At 64.6% G+C, this 16,165-nt stretch carries 13 protein-coding genes; 7 read left to right on the forward strand and 6 right to left on the reverse strand.

Annotation, left to right across the window (positions count from 1 at the left end; translation table 11 throughout):
* Positions 1-2: 2 nt before the first annotated feature.
* Positions 3-434: a PGDYG domain-containing protein gene (locus tag ACU8YE_RS03615; protein WP_232039829.1), complete on the reverse strand. Its 432-nt coding sequence runs from the start codon at positions 432-434 to the stop codon at positions 3-5.
* A gap of 326 nt (positions 435-760) precedes the next feature.
* On the opposite strand from ACU8YE_RS03615, the gene ACU8YE_RS03620 reads away from it, so the two are divergent.
* Positions 761-2,188 (forward strand): dipeptidase, encoded by a 1,428-nt coding sequence (locus ACU8YE_RS03620; RefSeq protein ID WP_446928112.1) that lies wholly within the window; start codon positions 761-763, stop codon positions 2,186-2,188.
* A gap of 66 nt (positions 2,189-2,254) precedes the next feature.
* Here the strand turns inward: ACU8YE_RS03620 and ACU8YE_RS03625 are convergent, their stop codons facing one another.
* Positions 2,255-4,357 (reverse strand): hypothetical protein, encoded by a 2,103-nt coding sequence (locus tag ACU8YE_RS03625; protein WP_446928113.1) that lies wholly within the window; start codon positions 4,355-4,357, stop codon positions 2,255-2,257.
* A 251-nt stretch (positions 4,358-4,608) separates the two neighbouring features.
* Between ACU8YE_RS03625 and ACU8YE_RS03630 the strand changes: the two genes are divergently transcribed.
* Positions 4,609-5,727, forward strand: coding sequence for a helix-turn-helix transcriptional regulator (locus ACU8YE_RS03630; protein ID WP_446928114.1), 1,119 nt, complete (start codon positions 4,609-4,611; stop codon positions 5,725-5,727).
* Positions 5,728-5,734: 7 nt separating this feature from the next.
* Here ACU8YE_RS03630 and ACU8YE_RS03635 read toward each other — a convergent pair whose 3' ends face one another.
* From ACU8YE_RS03635 to ACU8YE_RS03650, 4 genes are all read right to left on the reverse strand, one after another.
* On the reverse strand, positions 5,735-6,040 hold the full coding sequence (locus ACU8YE_RS03635; protein WP_343621230.1) for an NIPSNAP family protein: 306 nt from the start codon (positions 6,038-6,040) through the stop codon (positions 5,735-5,737).
* Between the two features lie 62 nt (positions 6,041-6,102).
* Positions 6,103-7,134, reverse strand: coding sequence for a cytochrome d ubiquinol oxidase subunit II (locus tag ACU8YE_RS03640; protein ID WP_232039824.1), 1,032 nt, complete (start codon positions 7,132-7,134; stop codon positions 6,103-6,105).
* Positions 7,131-8,504, reverse strand: coding sequence for a cytochrome ubiquinol oxidase subunit I (locus tag ACU8YE_RS03645; protein WP_446928115.1), 1,374 nt, complete (start codon positions 8,502-8,504; stop codon positions 7,131-7,133). The genes ACU8YE_RS03640 and ACU8YE_RS03645 overlap by 4 nt, the downstream gene beginning before the upstream one ends.
* A gap of 18 nt (positions 8,505-8,522) precedes the next feature.
* On the reverse strand, positions 8,523-9,083 hold the full coding sequence (locus tag ACU8YE_RS03650) for a GbsR/MarR family transcriptional regulator (protein ID WP_260801513.1): 561 nt from the start codon (positions 9,081-9,083) through the stop codon (positions 8,523-8,525).
* Positions 9,084-9,506: 423 nt separating this feature from the next.
* Here ACU8YE_RS03650 and ACU8YE_RS03655 point away from each other — a divergent pair, with 423 nt between their 5' ends.
* From ACU8YE_RS03655 to nirB, 5 genes are all read left to right on the forward strand, one after another.
* A complete protein-coding gene (locus tag ACU8YE_RS03655) occupies positions 9,507-11,051 on the forward strand; it encodes a methyl-accepting chemotaxis protein (protein ID WP_232039821.1) in 1,545 nt (514 codons plus the stop codon).
* A 112-nt stretch (positions 11,052-11,163) separates the two neighbouring features.
* Positions 11,164-11,418 carry a GlsB/YeaQ/YmgE family stress response membrane protein gene (locus tag ACU8YE_RS03660; RefSeq protein WP_004627540.1) on the forward strand — a complete coding sequence of 85 codons (255 nt, stop codon included), beginning with the start codon at positions 11,164-11,166 and terminating at the stop codon, positions 11,416-11,418.
* 161 nt (positions 11,419-11,579) lie between these two features.
* Complete coding sequence (locus tag ACU8YE_RS03665; protein ID WP_232039820.1) at positions 11,580-11,873, forward strand: hypothetical protein; 294 nt, start codon at positions 11,580-11,582, stop codon at positions 11,871-11,873.
* A gap of 394 nt (positions 11,874-12,267) precedes the next feature.
* Positions 12,268-13,590, forward strand: a complete 1,323-nt coding sequence (locus ACU8YE_RS03670; RefSeq protein ID WP_446928116.1) for an MFS transporter — start codon at positions 12,268-12,270, stop codon at positions 13,588-13,590.
* 14 nt (positions 13,591-13,604) lie between these two features.
* Positions 13,605-16,160: a nitrite reductase large subunit NirB gene (gene nirB / locus ACU8YE_RS03675; protein ID WP_414561899.1), complete on the forward strand. Its 2,556-nt coding sequence runs from the start codon at positions 13,605-13,607 to the stop codon at positions 16,158-16,160.
* Positions 16,161-16,165 lie beyond the last annotated feature (5 nt).

Below are 16,165 nucleotides of genomic sequence, written 5' to 3' on the forward strand. Positions count from 1 at the left end.
CTTCAGGCGGGCCGGTAGACCTTGGCGAAGCGCTGCGCCTGGACGACGCCGTAGTCGCCGGGGGCGTACTGGAGCACCCAGTCGCCGGCCTGGCCGTGCAGCACGTCGCCGGCCTCGGAGCGCGCCATCGAGAACGCTTCGTTCATCTGCCTGGCAAGCACCACGCTCGGGCGGTTGCGATAAGCGCCTGCCTGCCCATGCTCGAGCGCCGCATCGGCAGGGCCGTACTTCGCATCGAAACGCTCGCGCGAGACCACCCAGCGGTCGCCCGTTGAACCGGTGATCAGCGCATCGCCAGGGGCGTAGCGGTTGGGGCCTTCCAGACTCATCAGCTCGCCGGCTTCGGCGGCAAAGTCGACGTGGACGGTCTCGTCCTTGACGAAGGGTCGGGCGGCGGGGTCCGTGCGCAGGTCGACGTGTTGCAGCGTGGGCATGAGGTGACGCGAAAGCGATGAAAGCGAGGTCGGGCGAAAGGCCGTAAGCGTAGCGCAAATAGCACCGCTACAGCGTGGTGGCCTTGCCGTTGCGGTCGCGTTCGAACACCTTGTGGCGGATACGCAATGCGGTTTCTGAAGGAGATGCCTTACCGGTTTGGGCTCGACGACGTCGCGCACCACCATCATCTGTCGTCCAAGTTGATGTCGTGGGGGGCGTGCTTCCGCGGTGGTCCGTAACGCGTTGTAGGCCTATGTAACCAACGGCGATAGAGCGATGGTGCGTTCGCGCGCACAATACCGCAGCTCAATTTTGCGGAGTGCGCATGCTGATCGATTGGTCCCTCATCGCCACGCGCGAGGCTGACACGCTTCACGACACGTTTGTCGATATGGAAGGCTGGGCGATGCCGCTGGACGCTGCCGCGCGGTCTGCCGACTACTTCCTGCTGAGCGCCGAAGCGCCATGCTGCGGCGGTTGCATGCCGCGCAACCCTGCCACCAGCATCGAAGTGCTGGCAGCCGCCCCTTTGCCGGTGGGCGACATGACGCGCGTGCGTGGCCGGCTGATCCGTTTGCAGGACGACCCCGCGGGCTGGCGCTATCAATTGGTGGATGCATCTCTTGCACCCGTGCAATCCACTGCCAGATCGCCCCGCGTCAGCCGTCGCGTGTTTCTGGCCGCAGGTGCCGCAATGGGCTTGGCGGCCTGCGCGCCGGGACGCTTTGCCAATTACACCGACGCACCGTCCGACACAGCTTCCAAGTGGACACCGCCACCCGGCGCACTGACCATCGACATGCATTCCCACGCCGGGCGCGTCATCATCTCTCGCGACCCCGGGATCGGGGCCGATCGGCCATTTTTGCCAGCGGCCGAGTCGATGCGCGCCGGGGGCATGAACGTCATTTGCCTGGCCATCGTGACGGACACCACGGTCGTGCACGTGGGCGCTGGCGGCCACCGCTTCGAGGCTTTTCGCAGCCCCGAGCCAGGTGAGCTGTATCGACTTGGCATGACGGAATTCGCCCGCGCACAGCGGCTGATCGAGCGCGAACAACTGCATGTGGTGACCGACGCTGCGTCGCTTGCCGCCATGGGCACGCAGGGGCCGAGCGTCATCATCGCGTCGGAAGGTGCAGATTTTCTGGAGGGCCGCATCGAGCGCGTGGACGACGCCTACACGCAGCACCGTCTGCGGCACCTGCAGCTCACGCATTACCGCGTGAACGAACTGGGCGATATCCAGACCGAGCCGCCAGTGCATGGCGGCTTGACCAATTTTGGCGCAGACGTGGTGCGCCGCTGCAATGCGCTGGGCATTGTGGTGGACGTAGCTCACGGCACGTATGACCTCGTCAAGCGTGCAGCGGCGACGACCACCAAACCGCTGGTGCTGTCGCACACGGCGTTGTCGGGGGCGCTCCGGGCGCGCAGCCGGTTGATTTCGGCCGACCATGCACGCGCGGTGGCGGACACTGGCGGCGTGATTGGCGTGTGGCCCAATGCGGCAGATTTCCCCAATCTCGATGCCATGGCGATGGGCATCAAGCGCATGGCCGATGTGGTGGGCGTGGCGCACGTGGGGCTGGGCACCGACATGCTCGGTTTTATCCGGCCGCCGGTGTTCAGCAGTTATGCGCAGTTGCCGGCGCTGGCCGCGGCGCTGCAGAAAGCTGGATTCACGGCAGTGGAAGTTGGCCAGATTCTGGGCGGAAATTACCGGCGCGTGTTTGAGGCGACGGTGGGTTGATCGAGGCCCGCAAGGCAGGCAAACCTTGCGGGCCCGATCACCGCACTTCCCCGTGTGCCCTGCGCGTTAGCGGTCGTACTCGACCGACGTGGTGAAGTTCAGATCCAGCGGGTCTGCCCACGACATGTTGGTGAACGACATGTCCTGCGCGCCCGTCCAGCCCGTCACCGCAGGGAAGGCTGCCCCCTGGTCACCCGCCACGTTCAAGGTGATCGTGGTCCCGGGCGCAGCCGGCGATGCGCGGCCCGCACCGTTCACGAACACCGTCGGCTGGCCCGACATCGTGGAACGGATCTGCACGTTGACGCGCTTCACGAATGGCACGCCGGCCTTGGTCGTCCAGGTGACAGGCAGGGTGGGGCCGCCCGCAAACGTCGATGCCGTGCCCGGGGTGAGGATGTCGCGCGTGGCCTGTGAGATGTCCTGCCACGTGTACTGGCGCAGCGCATCCGGCGAGGGCGACGGCGTGCGCAGCCGCACCGTGTAGGTCTTGGATGGCTGGCTGGTCACGCCCCCCTGATAGATGGCGATCGTGTAGGCGCTGAACGGCGTGATGGTCGCCAGCTCAGGCGCTGTCAGTTGCGGCTTGGCCCATGCCGTGTTGTTGCGCGGTGCATCGCCGGGCCACGTGAAGCTGCCCTGGTTGGCCGGGTCTTGTGCCACGCCTGCCAGTCGGAAATTATTGCGGCAGGCGCTTTGCTTGGCCAGCAGGGCGAGCTGCGCCGGGGTCTGGCCTGCGCCAACCTGGGCGCGGATGTTGAGCGTGTCGCAGGTGCCGGAAGACGGCTGTAGGAACACGCCATTGCGCAGGCCCGGGCCGGTCACGATCGCAAAGTCGACCGGCGTGCCGGCGGCGTCCGCGATGCCCACCTGCATGTTGATCGAATCGACAAACGCGTTGGTGCCCGTCATTGCGGTGGCGCTGTTCAGCCAGTCCCACTTCTGCGCGTTGGCGTTGACCTTGGTGAACACGGCGCGTTGGTTGCCGACGATACGCCAGCCGTTGTCGCCGCTGGCGCGGGAGGCGGGCTGCACCGCCACTTGCACGTGCTGCTGCATGCCGTCGCGGAGGCCGTCGGCGCGGGTCCAGGCGAGCTTGATCCACAGCGTGTCACCGCTGCTGGACGTCACGCGGATGATCTCCGGCAGGCTGAAGCTGGCGTTGTTCATCGCGTCGTCGGCAAACAGGCCTGGGTTGCCCCCGCCCGATGCCGGCCCGAATTCCTGGTCAGCCGTCAGGCCGTTATTCAGGTAGGCCGAGGGCACGCCGTTGATGAGCGCGCCGCTGGTCACGTCGTCCACGAAAATTTGACCGCAAACGGGCACGCTTCCACCTGTGCGCGCCGCACCTGTAGAGCCGGCAAAACACTGGTTGAGCGCCGTTTGCAATGCGGCCAGGTCCGAGGCGGTTGGCAGGTTGGCGACGGGGTTGCCATTGATGGTCGCCACGCTTGGCAGGCTCGCCTTGTCGCTGGGCTGGGGCGCTACGCCGGGCAAGAGCTGCAACTGCGCGGGCGTATCGCTCGACGCGCCGGCGACGGAGCTGATCTGCACGCTGCCGTCCGGCAGCACGTTCACTTTTAACTGATCGAGCAGGCGGTCGAGCCCGGGGGCGCCTGCGGTCAGCGGGCCCGAGATCAGATCTACCCCGGTGTTGCCGGTGGCGGCCAGCAGGTCGGCCAGCGCGGCGGCGTAGGCGGCGACGGTGCTGGAGACGGTTTGTGCAGTCACCTTGCTTTGCAGCAGGCCCGTGTTGCCCAGCAGTTTGCTCGGGTTGTCACCCACGATGGTCGCGGCAATGGCGTTGGTGATGGGCGTGATGTTGATCGTCTGGCTGCCCGCACTGGCGGACAGCGCGATCAGCGTGGCTTGCGAGTCGGCAACGTTGCCCGATGCCGACAGCACGAACGGCGCGGTAAGGCCTGTGACCGTGCACTGGAAGGCCCCCGTGGTCGCGTTGGCCGGGCAGTCGACCGACTTGCCGGTCGCGTCCATCAGGGTCACCGTGGCGCCCTGCATGGCCGCACCCGAGGCGGCGACGCCGCTGACGGTCTGTGCTGGCGGAACGTTGGTGCCGGGCGCTGTGCTGGCGCTGCTGCCGGAATCGCCGCCGCCGCAGGCCGAGACGGCAAGCGTGATCAGTGCGATTGCAATGGGGGCAAGTTTCATGGAGTCCTCCCTGGATCGTGGGTGCGCCGTGCGTGCGACGCCGTTATTCCGTTATTCGCACGGAGATTCTCAAAGCGCGCCCTAAGCGTCCGCATCATTCATTTGGAGGAAAGCGCCGCCAAATGAACGATGTTGATCGGCGCACGCGCGTGCTACGTTTGCGCACACAACATGTCCGCTGCCACTTCGATTGCATCGGGTGAGCACGGCGGGCGCCATGGCCAGACAGCCATCCTTCGGGGGAGGGAAGTGTGCTCAAAGACCAGCTCATCGGTGATCTGTACGAAGCTGCGGTGACGCAGGATGGCTTCCTGGAAATGTTTCACGACGTCACCGAAGCGCTAGGCGCCAACGTGTTCCACATGTTCAGTTGGGACCCCGTTCGCAACGCACCCCACCTCTCGACTTACTCCCCAGGGCGGGGATGGGACGACATCATTGCCCGCTACGACCAGTACTACGGTGCGCTCGATCCGCGCCGGGAGCATGTCGCACGCGCCGCGCTAGGTGAATTTGCCTTTTGCCAGGACTACGTGTCCGACGCCTACGTCGAGCGCAGCGAGTTCTACCAGGACTATCAACTTCCCTCGGGATTTCGCTACCTGATGGGCGTGCGGCTGGCGCGCCCCGGCGGCAGCGACATCCTGCTCGGTATGCTGCGCGCGAACGGGCGCACACCGTTTTCGGACGAGGAGCGCGCCACGGCCGCCGGCATGACCGGTCACCTGCAGCGCACCATCAATCTCTGGCAGGACACGCGCGTGCTGCATCGCGATGCGGCCCTCGGCGCCGAATTGATGGAGCAGCTTGGCCTGGCCGTGTTTGCACTCGGGCGGGATCAGCGTGTGCTGTTTGCCAACGCACAGGCCGAAGCGTTGCTGCGCGCATCGACTTGCCTGCGGCTGGAGCACGGCCGACTGACTGCAGCGTTTGCTGCCGACAACGATGGGTTGCAAGCCGCGCTGGCGCGGGTGGCGAAGTCCCGCAAGGGCGAGAGCTTTGCCGTGCGGCCGGCACTGGGGGCGCCGCACGAAGTCTTTCTCGGTATTTCGCAATTGCCCGCCAATGCCGCGCATGCCGCGTTTGGCAATGCGGCCATGTTGGTCACGGCACGCCGCAAGGGCGATGGCCCTCCGGTGACGGCCATGCAGTTGCGCCAGGCGTTTGGTTTATCAGCGGCAGAGGCGGCGGTGGGCGAAGCGCTGATCGCCGGCAAGACGCCCGACGAATACGCGGCCGACGCCAACGTCGCCATGTCGACCGTACGCTCGCAACTACGGGCTATCTTCGAGAAGACCTGCACGCGCTCGCAGGCGGAAGCCGTGGGCGCTATGTTGTGGGTGCTGTCGCAGCGCAGGCCTCAGGGCTAAGCAGGCGTCAGGAAAGAACCGGGCGAAAGAAGCTGCGCTCGTAGCTGACAAAGCAGCCGGTGTCGTCTGCATACTGGAATGCAGCGATGCAATCGGGGTCGCTCTTCGAGCGTTCCCGATAGACCTCATAGGCCGCCAGACTCGGGAACGAGAACAATGCCAGCGCGACATTGCTGGCACCTTCCGACGGCAGGAAGTAGCCGTGGTGTTTGCCGCCGAACTTCTCGACCAATGGAATCCACATCTTGCCGTAGGTCTCGAACTCGCGGAGTCGGGCGGGGTTGACGATGTAGCGGATATAGCAGGTGATCATGTTGTTTGCGGGCGGGTGACTGAGCCGATGAGCCTAAACGCCTGCCCGCTACCTGGTCAATCTCAGTAGTACCGCAGCTCCGTCGCCTTGCCGTGGAACACCTTGTACGAGTAGATCGTGTAGCCGACGATGGTTGGCAGCACGATGGCCACGCCCACCAGCATGAACTCGAGCGATTCCGGCGCGCTGGCGGCCTGCCAGATGTCGAGCCTGTCCACCACAAGATAGGGGAAGAGGCTGTAGGCCAGGCCGTTGAAGGCCAGCAGAAAGATGGCGCCGGTGCCGACGAACGGCGCCCAGATCAGATGTTCATCGCCCTTGGCAATCTGCTGCGGCAGGCGGCGCAGTACCCAGTCGATCAGCAGGAACAGCACGATGGTCACCAGCGGCACGGGCGCCAGCAGGATGATGTTCGGCAGCGCAAACCACTTGTCGAACACGCGTGTGCTGACCCACGGCGTTGCGAGCGACACGGCGGCCACGCCCAGCGCGGTGAACCACAGGCTGCCGCGTGCCCACTGCACCGCGCGCAATTGCAGCGCGCCTTCCGTCTTCATGATGAGCCACGTTGCGCCTAGCAGCAGGTAGCCGGCAATGAGGCCGCCCGCCGTGCAGATCGCAAAGACGACGTTGGCGGCGTCGTACTGGAAGCCCGTGATGTACAGCCCGAGCATGAGGCCCTGCGCAGCGGTGGCAATGACGGAGCCCGCATAGAACGCGCGGTTCCACCACGGCTTGTGGTGCGCGCGCGCCTTGACGCGAAAATCGAATGCCACGCCACGCAGGATGAGGCCGAACAGCATCAGCGCCACCGGCAGATACAGCGCGCCCAGGATCTCTCCATGTGCGGCGGGAAACGCCACGAGCAACAGCCCGACCCCGAGCACGAGCCAGGTTTCGTTGGCGTCCCAGAACGGGCCGATGGAGGCGATCATGGTGTCCTTCTCGGCGTCATCGGCGCGGCGCAGCAGGATGCCGACGCCCAGGTCGTAGCCGTCGAGCACGACGTAGGCCAGCACGGCAATCCCCATCAGGGCCATGAAGACCACCGGCAGCCAGCCGGCGGGTTGGGTGAGGTCAGGGATGGTGCTCATGCGTGGCTCGCGAGGGTCGCAGAAAATTGAGTGGTGTGCTTGCCGGGAATGTCGGCGTCCGTCGGGTCGATGGCGCCACCGGCCTTGCGGGCCAGATAGAAGACCACGCCGATGTAGGAGGCGATGAGGAACGCGTACAGCGCGAGATACATCGCCAGCGTGCTGCCGATCATCCGCGCGGGCACGGAAGACGCAGCCTGCGCGGTGGTCAGCACGCCATAGACAAGCCACGGCTGGCGGCCAATCTCGGTCACGTACCAGCCGGCCACCACGGCCGCCCAGCCCGAGAACGTCATGGCGACGAGCGCGCGTGCCAGCCAGTTCGGCAGTTCACCATTGCGGCGAAGGCGCCAGGCGCTGGTCCATGACACTGCCAGCATCAGCAGCCCCACGCCCACCATCAGGCGGAAGGCAAAGAACACCGGCAGCACGGGCGGATGCTGGTCGAACTGGTCGAGCCCTCGCACTTCGCCATCAAGCGAATGCGTGAGATACAGCGACGCCAGCTTCGGCACCGCGATCTCATAGCGGTTGCTGTGCGAAGCCGCATCGGGAATACCGAACAGGACGGCCGGCACGCCCCGTTCGGTTTGCCAGATGCCCTCCATCGCGGCCAGCTTGGCCGGTTGATGCTCCAGTGTGTTGAGACCGTGCGCATCGCCGGCGGCAATCTGCAACGGGATCAACATGGCGGCAAGCACTACGCCCGTCTTGAGCGCCGCACGCACATCGCCACCGCGGTCGTTGCGCAGCCAGCGGTAGGCCGATACCCCGGCCAACAGGAACGACACCGTCAGCCCCGAGGCCAGCAGCATGTGCGTGAACCGGTACGGAAACGACGGGTTGAAGATGATCGCCAGCCAGCTTTGCGGATGCGCGCGGCCGTCGATCATCACGTAGCCGGCGGGCGTCTGCATCCACGAGTTGAGCGCGATGATCCAGAACACCGAGATGGTCGTGCCGAGCGCCACCAGGAACGTCGCGAATGTGTGGATGCGCGGGCTTACGCGGCCCGTGCCGAACAGCATGATCCCGAGGAAGCTGGCCTCCAGAAAGAACGCCGTCAGCACCTCATACGCCAGCAGCGGCCCGGCGATGTTGCCGACGGTATTCATGTAGCCCGGCCAGTTCGTGCCGAACTGAAAGCTCATCGTCACGCCGGACACCACGCCCAGCGCGAACGTCAATGCAAAGACCTTCACCCAAAGGCGATAAGCGGCCATCCACGCTTCGTCACCGGTCTTCCGATAGCGCAGCTTGAAGAACAGCAGCACCCACGCAAGCGCGATGCTGATGGTGGGAAAGAGGATGTGGAACGTGATGTTGGCGCCAAACTGGATGCGCGCCAGGACAACGGGATCGAGCGACATGGTTTTTCTGGATACGGGCTACTTCGATTTGCCGCCAACGACGACGGCAAGCTTGTTCTTCATTTCCAGCAGCTTGTGCACCTTGGCACCCATCTTCATGAGTTGCTGCAACGATTCGGCGTCAAGCTTCTGCACGTCGTCAAACCAGGTGGTCATGAGCGTGATGAGCTGATACATCTCTTTCATGCGCGCCTGGGCGTGGCGGTCATCCGGGTCGGTGGGGGATTCGAGCATCACGTCGCGCAGCAGCGAGAGCGTGGGGTCGATCTCGCGCTTGCGGCGCTCTTCGGCCAGTGTGCGGAAGATGGTCCAGATGTCGTCCGGGGCGGAGAAGTATTCGCGCCGGTCGCCCGGCTTGTGCGACAGCCGCACGAGCTTCCAAGACTCCAGTTCCTTCAGCCCGATGCTCACGTTCGAACGGGAGAAGCCCAGCGCCTCGGCGATCTCGTCCGCGTTGATCGGCTCGCGCGCGGCGTAGAGCAGCGCGTAGATCTGCCCGACGGTGCGATTGATGCCCCAGCGGCTGCCCATCTCGCCGAAATGCAGGACGAAGCGCTGTTTCAAGGGAGAGAGTTGCATTGTTTTGATCTTTCTCAATTTTTAGGAATTTCTGAAAGTTTAGCCTCCGTTGCCGCCCTTGGGATGTGACGCGCTGTCGCGGCGGGCGTGGGACGCTGCCCGCGGCCGAAGATGCTTCAAGTGTGAGATGGATTCACAAGAAAACGTGTGTCGCCTCAATATCACGCTTTTATCTCATTTATCCGCCAATAATTAACGCAGATAAGGTATTGCCGGGCTGGGTGTACGAAATTTCGTTCGCATCGTTTGCCGAGAATGACGAGCAAGAGCGAGGGCAAAGCAGATAAGAATCATTTTCAATGAAGCAGTATCTGCTCGGGCAGGTGTATGGGTGTGGGCTGCAGAACGGGGTTATCGGGTCTTAATAAATCCAGCTATGTGCCGATAATCCCTTGCGAAGTAAATCATCAAAGGAGATGCCCCATGCGTGTCAACGAACCAGTTACCCAGCGCGAATACGAGTTCCCGGACAACGCCACGCTCATGTCGACCACCGACACCCAGAGCTACATCGCCTATGCGAATGCAGCGTTTGTGGAGGTGAGCGGTTTTTCCCGCGAAGAGATCGAGGGCCAGCCACATAACATCGTGCGTCACCCCGATATGCCAACCGAGGCATTTGCCGATATGTGGGCCACGCTCAAGGCGGGGCAGCCATGGACGGCGCTGGTCAAGAACCGCCGCAAGAATGGCGATCATTATTGGGTGCGTGCCAACGCCACGCCCGTGGTGCGTAACGGACGGGTCAGCGGCTATATGTCGGTGCGCACCAAGCCCACGCGCGAGGAAATCGCCGCGGCCGAAGCGCTCTACAAGGATTTCCGCACTGGTCAGGCGGGCAGCCGCAAGTTTCACAAGGGCCTGATTGTGCGAACGGGCTTGATGGCCTGGCGTTCGGTGTTCCAGCTGATGCCGGTGCGCTGGCGCATACGGCTCACCTTTCTCACATTGCTGCCCGCGCTGCTGGCGGTAGCGTGGGCGTTTGGCCTCTCCGGCGCGGCGCTCGGTGGTTTTGCCGGCGCGTTGCTCGTGGCCTTGGCGCTGGCGTCGTGGTCATTGAAGGTGCAGATCGCTACGCCACTCGAAAAGCTGCAGGAGCTGGCGCTGAGCGTGGCCTCGGGGGAGAGCCGGAAAGTCGCCATCGCAGACCGCGTGGACGAGATCGGCATGACGTTGCGCACGGTCAGCCAGCTCGGGCTGATGTTCCGCTGGTTGATCGATGATGTGGCCGAGCAGGTCGTCAACGTGCAGTCGGCCAGCCAGGAGATCGCTGAGGGCAACGGCAACATCAACACCCGCACCGAGCAGGCTGCTGCGAGCCTGGAAGAAACCTCCAGCTCGATGACGCAGATGACGGCCACGGTGGCCAGCAATGCCGAGACGGCGGGGCAGGCGAATACGCTGTCGGGCGCGGCCACGCAGGCGGCGGTCAACGGCGGCCGTGCCATGGAGCAGGTGGTGGCCACCATGAGCGCCATCACGCAAAGTGCCAAGCAGATTGCCGACATCATCGGCGTGATCGACAGCATTGCCTTCCAGACCAACATCCTGGCACTCAATGCCGCCGTGGAAGCCGCGCGTGCTGGCGAACAAGGGCGGGGCTTTGCTGTCGTGGCGGGCGAGGTGCGCGCGCTTGCGCAGCGCAGCGCCGGCGCTGCCAAGGAGATCAAGGAGCTGATCGGCACCAGCGTTGACAAGGTCGAATCGGGAGCGCGGCTGGTGGACGATGCAGGCAAGACCATGGACGACATCGTCGAGCAGGTCAAAAAGGTCTCCGCCATGATCGCCGACATCAGCCTGGCGACGGCGCAGCAGACCGACGGCATCACGCAGGTCAGCCAGGCGGTCAATCATCTGGATCAGGTCACGCAGGAGAACGCCACGCTGGTCGGCCAGAGCGCGGCGGCGGCCGAGGGCTTGCGCATCCAGGCGACACGGCTGGTGGAGGCGGTCAACGTGTTCCGTTGAGCACGGTGCAATTGCAAAAACCGTGTGAACGCCGCATCGCGATTGTGCGGTCTTCGCCTACTATGCCTGTGCGGTAACGTCCCTCAAAACGCACATTCATTGGAGCGCGAACATGGCCTCACACGGTTTGATTGCCTGGTTGATCATCGGCGCGGTAGCGGGTTGGCTGGCCGGCATCCTGGTCAAGGGCGGCGGTTTCGGCATCTTTGTCGACATCGTGGTCGGCATCGTCGGTGCGTTCATCGGCGGATGGCTGGCGGGGGTGCTTGGCATCTCGCTGGGCGGCGGGTGGATCGGCTCGATCATCACGGCGGTGATCGGCGCGGTGATCCTGCTGTTCATCATCCGGCTCATCAAGCGCGCATAGCGCAAGGCAGCACCAGTCCCACGAACGGCGGTGGATGGCAGAGTCATCCAACCGCCGGATTTCAACATGCATCCCATCACCTAGACTGGTTGAACCAAGGGCAGCTGTGCCGCGCCACAAGCGCCGGCCCGGCAGGTACACGCTAACCCAGCGAGGCCACCATGTCTGACCAGCTCACCACCGCACCGCAAGAACTCTACGAAGGGTTCGAGATTCACGTGTCGCCCAGCCCGATCCGGGCCGACAGTGGTTGTTACACCTACACCGGCTACGTTTGTCACCCCGGCGCGAATCCTCAACAGCCGGGACGCGCCGTGCCATTCCATGCTGACGGCAACGACAGTTTCGGCAGCCCCGAAGCGGCCGTGGAAGACGCCGTCCATGTGGCGCGCAGCATCATCGACGGCACGCACCCAGATCTGTCGGTGCTGTCCATCGTGACGAACGGCTACTGACGCCGATACCTGCCGATACCAGCGCCGGCGGCTTCCCTTCCGATCAGTCCTGCACGTGATGCTCTGGTCGCCATTGGCGGCGGCCGACGCATTTGCTGTGCCGCACCATCACGAATCGTATCTGCACCGAAACCGTGCGATGCGGTGCTCGCGCATGAGGCACGCGCGCCGGCCGGTTCTTGGTCAATTTCCCGCAAACGCAGACAGCACAAGGCTTTGCCCGCCTGGCATACCTGTTGCATAGCACCATTGCGCGGGTCAAAGGCGATTCGTGCTCTTCGTGGTGAAGGCCCTGGTGCTCAGGGCTACTTGGACAACGGCGTCCCAGACCTTGGCTAATGCAGCCGGGCTCTCGGACGCCTTTCTTTTTTTTGGCCCCTGATTGGGATTCGACATGACCGGCAAAGCCACCCGAATCGATCTGTTCAGCCTGCGCACGCCGCAGATGCGCGCCTTTCATCTGACGTGGCTGGCGTTCTTCGTCTGCTTCTACGCGTGGTTTGCCTGCGCACCCCTCATGCCGGTGCTCAAGGGCGAGTTCCACCTCACGCCCGGGCAGATTGCCAACATCAACATCGCCGCCGTGGCGGTGACGATTCTGGTGCGGCTGATCGTCGGCCCGCTGTGCGACCGCTTCGGCCCGCGCAAGACCTATACCGGCCTGCTTGCGCTGGGTGCGATCCCGGTGCTGGGCGTGGCGCTCGCGCAGAGCTACGAAGCGTTCCTGTTCTTCCGCCTGGCGATCGGCGCGGTTGGCGCGAGCTTCGTCATCACGCAGTACCACACGTCCGTCATGTTCGCGCCCAACGTGGTGGGCACGGCCAATGCGGCTTCCGCCGGCTGGGGCAATGCTGGCGGAGGCGTGGCGCAAGGCACGATGCCGCTGCTGCTGACGGCCATCGTGATGATGGGTGCCACGCAGAGCCTGGGCTGGCGCGTGGCGATGATCGTGCCGGGCGCGGCCATGCTGATCGTCGCAGCGCTCTACTGGCGTTACACGCAGGACTGCCCCGAAGGCAACTTCAGTGATCTGCGTGCCGCAGGCAAGACGATCGACGGCGGCAAGAAGGGCGGCTGGGGCAGCTTCGTGGCGGCTGCTGGTAACTATCGCGTGTGGCTGCTGTTCATCACCTACGGCGCGTGCTTTGGCGTGGAAATCTTCATCCACAACATCGCCGCCACCTACTACGTCGACCACTTCGGCTTGTCGCTGTCGGCCGCCGGCATGGCGGCGGCGAGCTTCGGCCTGCTGGCGCTGTTTGCCCGGGCACTCGGCGGCATCGTGTCGGACCGCGTGGCCGCCAAGCGTGGCCTGGATGCGCGTACCCAACTGCTGTGCGTGCTGATGGTGGGCGAGGGCCTGGGCCTGTTCGGCTTTGCCCACGCAGGCAGCGTCACGGTGGCCATCCTGGCGATGCTCGGCTTTGGCCTGTTCACCCACATGGCATGCGGCGCGACGTATGCGCTGGTGCCGTTCATTGACCGCCGCGCGCTGGGCGGCGTGGCCGGCATCATCGGCGCGGGCGGCAACGCCGGCGCGGTGGCGGCGGGCTTCCTGCTCAAGGGCATGGCCGATACGCAGGCCACGCTCTCGGTGCTGGGCGCGCTGGTCGGGCTGTCCGCCATCTGTGCGATTGCCGTGCGTTTCTCGCCGGAACACAAGGCGCGCGAACAAGCGCTGTACGACAACACGCTGGCCGCCGCCGGCAACGCCTGAAAGAGGACATCACCATGACCATGAAGATCGTCGTCATTGGCCACGGAATGGTGGGCCACAAGTTTCTGGAAAGCCTGCTGCACGCGCCGGGCCATCACCTTGAGGTGACGGTGCTGTGCGAAGAGCCGCGCCCCGCCTACGACCGCGTGCACCTGTCGGAATTCTTCACGGGCAAGTCGGCGGAAGACCTTTCGCTCGTCGCCCCGGGCTTTTTTGACCGCGATGACGTGGTGCTCAAGCTCAACGCCCGCGCCACGGCCATCGACACTACCGCCAAAACGGTGACGGCCTCGACCGGCGAGGTGCTGCCGTACGACAAGCTCGTCATCGCGTCGGGCTCGTCGCCGTTTGTGCCGCCGGTGCCGGGCAAAGACCGCAAGGACTGTTTCGTCTATCGCACCATCGAAGACCTCGAAGCGATGGCCGAGTGCGGCCAGCGCGCCAAGACCGGCGTCGTCATCGGCGGCGGGCTGCTCGGGCTGGAATGCGCCAAGGCGCTGCGCGACATGAACCTGCAAACGCACGTGGTCGAGTTTGCCGGCCGCCTGATGGCCATGCAGGTGGACGACGGCGGCGGCCGCATGCTGCGCCGGAAGATCGAAGACCTTGGCGTGACCGTTCACACGCAGAAGAACACCTCGGAGATCATCGACGGCGAAACGGCGACGCACCGCTTGAACTTTGCCGACGGCACGCACCTGGAAGCCGACATGGTCGTCTTCTCGGCCGGCATCCGCCCGCGCGATGAACTGGCGCGCGCCTGCGGGCTGGAAGTGGGCGAGCGCGGCGGCATCGTGATCGACTCCGAGTGCCGTACCTCCGCGCCCGACGTGTACGCGATTGGCGAATGCGCGCTGTGGGGCGGCAAGGTCTACGGGCTGGTTGCGCCGGGTTATGAGATGGCACGCATCACCGCCAAGCAGATCCTGGCGGCGGACGACGCGGCAGAGTTCAGCGGCGCCGACATGAGCACCAAGCTCAAGCTGATGGGCGTGGACGTGGCCAGCCTGGGCGATGCGCAGGGCGTGACGCCGGGCAGCCGCAGCGTGCAGTTCACCGACGAGCGCAAGCAGATCTACAAGAAGCTGGTGGTGTCGGAAGACGGCAAGTACCTGCTGGGCGGCGTGCTGGTGGGGGATGCGGCCGAATACGGCACGCTGCTGCAGATGATGCTCAACCGCATCGAGCTGCCGGAAGCACCGGAATTCCTGATCCTCCCGCAGGCCGATGGCAATGCGCGCCCGGCACTGGGCGTGGATGCGCTGCCGGATAGCGCGCAGATCTGCTCGTGCAACGATGTATCGAAGGGCGCGCTGTGCCAGGCCGTGTGTGCCGGCGCCACCACCGTGGGCGCCCTCAAGGATGCGACCAGGGCCGGCACCTCGTGCGGCGGCTGTGTACCGCTCATGACGCAGGTGATGAAGGCCGAGATGAAGAAGCAGGGCCTGGCCGTCAACAACCACATCTGCGAGCACTTTCCGTATTCGCGCCAGGAGCTGTATCACCTGGTGCGCGTGGGCCGCATCGAGTCGTTCGAGGCGCTGCTGGAAGCGCACGGCAGCGGCATCGGCTGCGACATCTGCAAGCCCGCCGTGGCGAGCATCCTCGCTTCGTGCTGGAACGACTTCGTGCTCAAGAAGGAGCACGCCAGCCTGCAGGATTCCAACGACTACTTCCTCGCCAACATCCAGAAGGACGGGACGTACTCCGTGGTGCCGCGCATGCCCGGCGGCGAGGTCACGGCAGACGGCCTGATCGCCGTGGGCCAGGTCGCCAAGAAGTACGGCCTGTACACCAAGATCACCGGCGGCCAGCGTGTCGACCTGTTCGGCGCGCGCGTTGAGCAACTGCCGCTGATCTGGGAAGAGCTGATCGCGGCAGGCTTCGAGTCGGGTCACGCGTATGGCAAATCGCTTCGCACAGTGAAGTCGTGCGTGGGTTCCACCTGGTGCCGCTACGGCGTGGGCGATTCGGTGGGTTTTGCGGTGGCGCTGGAGAACCGCTACAAGGGCCTGCGCTCGCCGCACAAGCTGAAGTTTGGCGTGTCGGGGTGCACGCGTGAATGCGCCGAGGCGCAAGGCAAGGACGTTGGCATCATCGCCACCGAGAAGGGCTGGAACCTGTATGTGTGCGGCAACGGCGGCATGAAGCCCCGCCATGCCGAACTGCTGGCGGCAGACCTCGACCAGGAAACGCTCATCAAGTATGTCGACCGTTTCCTGATGTTCTACGTGCGCACGGCTGATCGCCTGCAACGCACCAGCACATGGCGCGACAACCTCGAAGGCGGTCTCGACTATCTGAAGGATGTGGTGATCAACGACAAGCTGGGCATCGTGGCCGAACTCGAAGCCGAGATGCAGCACGTGGTCGACACCTACCAGGACGAATGGAAGACGGCCGTGACCAACCCCGACGTGCGCAAGCGCTTCCGCCACTTCGTCAACAGCGAGGCGAAGGACGCGAATGTGGTCTTCGTCGAAGAGCGCGGCCAGATCCGCCCAGCCACGGTGGAAGAGCGCGCCAAGACCCGGCCCGTGCGCATTCCCGTTGTTGCTGAAGCTGCTTGAGCTTG

The sequence above is a fragment of the Ralstonia sp. VS2407 genome, from assembly GCF_052950655.1.

What these genes read in the sequence shown, in the direction of transcription:
- ACU8YE_RS03670 (WP_446928116.1), top strand. Translation starts at nt 12,268, where the DNA reads ATGACCGGCAAAGCCACCCGAATCGATCTGTTCAGCCTGCGCACGCCG.
- ACU8YE_RS03620 (WP_446928112.1), top strand. Translation starts at nt 761, where the DNA reads ATGCTGATCGATTGGTCCCTCATCGCCACGCGCGAGGCTGACACGCTT.
- nirB (WP_414561899.1), top strand. Translation starts at nt 13,605, where the DNA reads ATGACCATGAAGATCGTCGTCATTGGCCACGGAATGGTGGGCCACAAG.
- ACU8YE_RS03625 (WP_446928113.1), bottom strand. Translation starts at nt 4,357, where the DNA reads ATGAAACTTGCCCCCATTGCAATCGCACTGATCACGCTTGCCGTCTCG.
- ACU8YE_RS03640 (WP_232039824.1), bottom strand. Translation starts at nt 7,134, where the DNA reads ATGAGCACCATCCCTGACCTCACCCAACCCGCCGGCTGGCTGCCGGTG.
- ACU8YE_RS03655 (WP_232039821.1), top strand. Translation starts at nt 9,507, where the DNA reads ATGCGTGTCAACGAACCAGTTACCCAGCGCGAATACGAGTTCCCGGAC.
- ACU8YE_RS03615 (WP_232039829.1), bottom strand. Translation starts at nt 434, where the DNA reads ATGCCCACGCTGCAACACGTCGACCTGCGCACGGACCCCGCCGCCCGA.
- ACU8YE_RS03635 (WP_343621230.1), bottom strand. Translation starts at nt 6,040, where the DNA reads ATGATCACCTGCTATATCCGCTACATCGTCAACCCCGCCCGACTCCGC.
- ACU8YE_RS03645 (WP_446928115.1), bottom strand. Translation starts at nt 8,504, where the DNA reads ATGTCGCTCGATCCCGTTGTCCTGGCGCGCATCCAGTTTGGCGCCAAC.
- ACU8YE_RS03665 (WP_232039820.1), top strand. Translation starts at nt 11,580, where the DNA reads ATGTCTGACCAGCTCACCACCGCACCGCAAGAACTCTACGAAGGGTTC.
- ACU8YE_RS03660 (WP_004627540.1), top strand. Translation starts at nt 11,164, where the DNA reads ATGGCCTCACACGGTTTGATTGCCTGGTTGATCATCGGCGCGGTAGCG.
- ACU8YE_RS03650 (WP_260801513.1), bottom strand. Translation starts at nt 9,083, where the DNA reads ATGCAACTCTCTCCCTTGAAACAGCGCTTCGTCCTGCATTTCGGCGAG.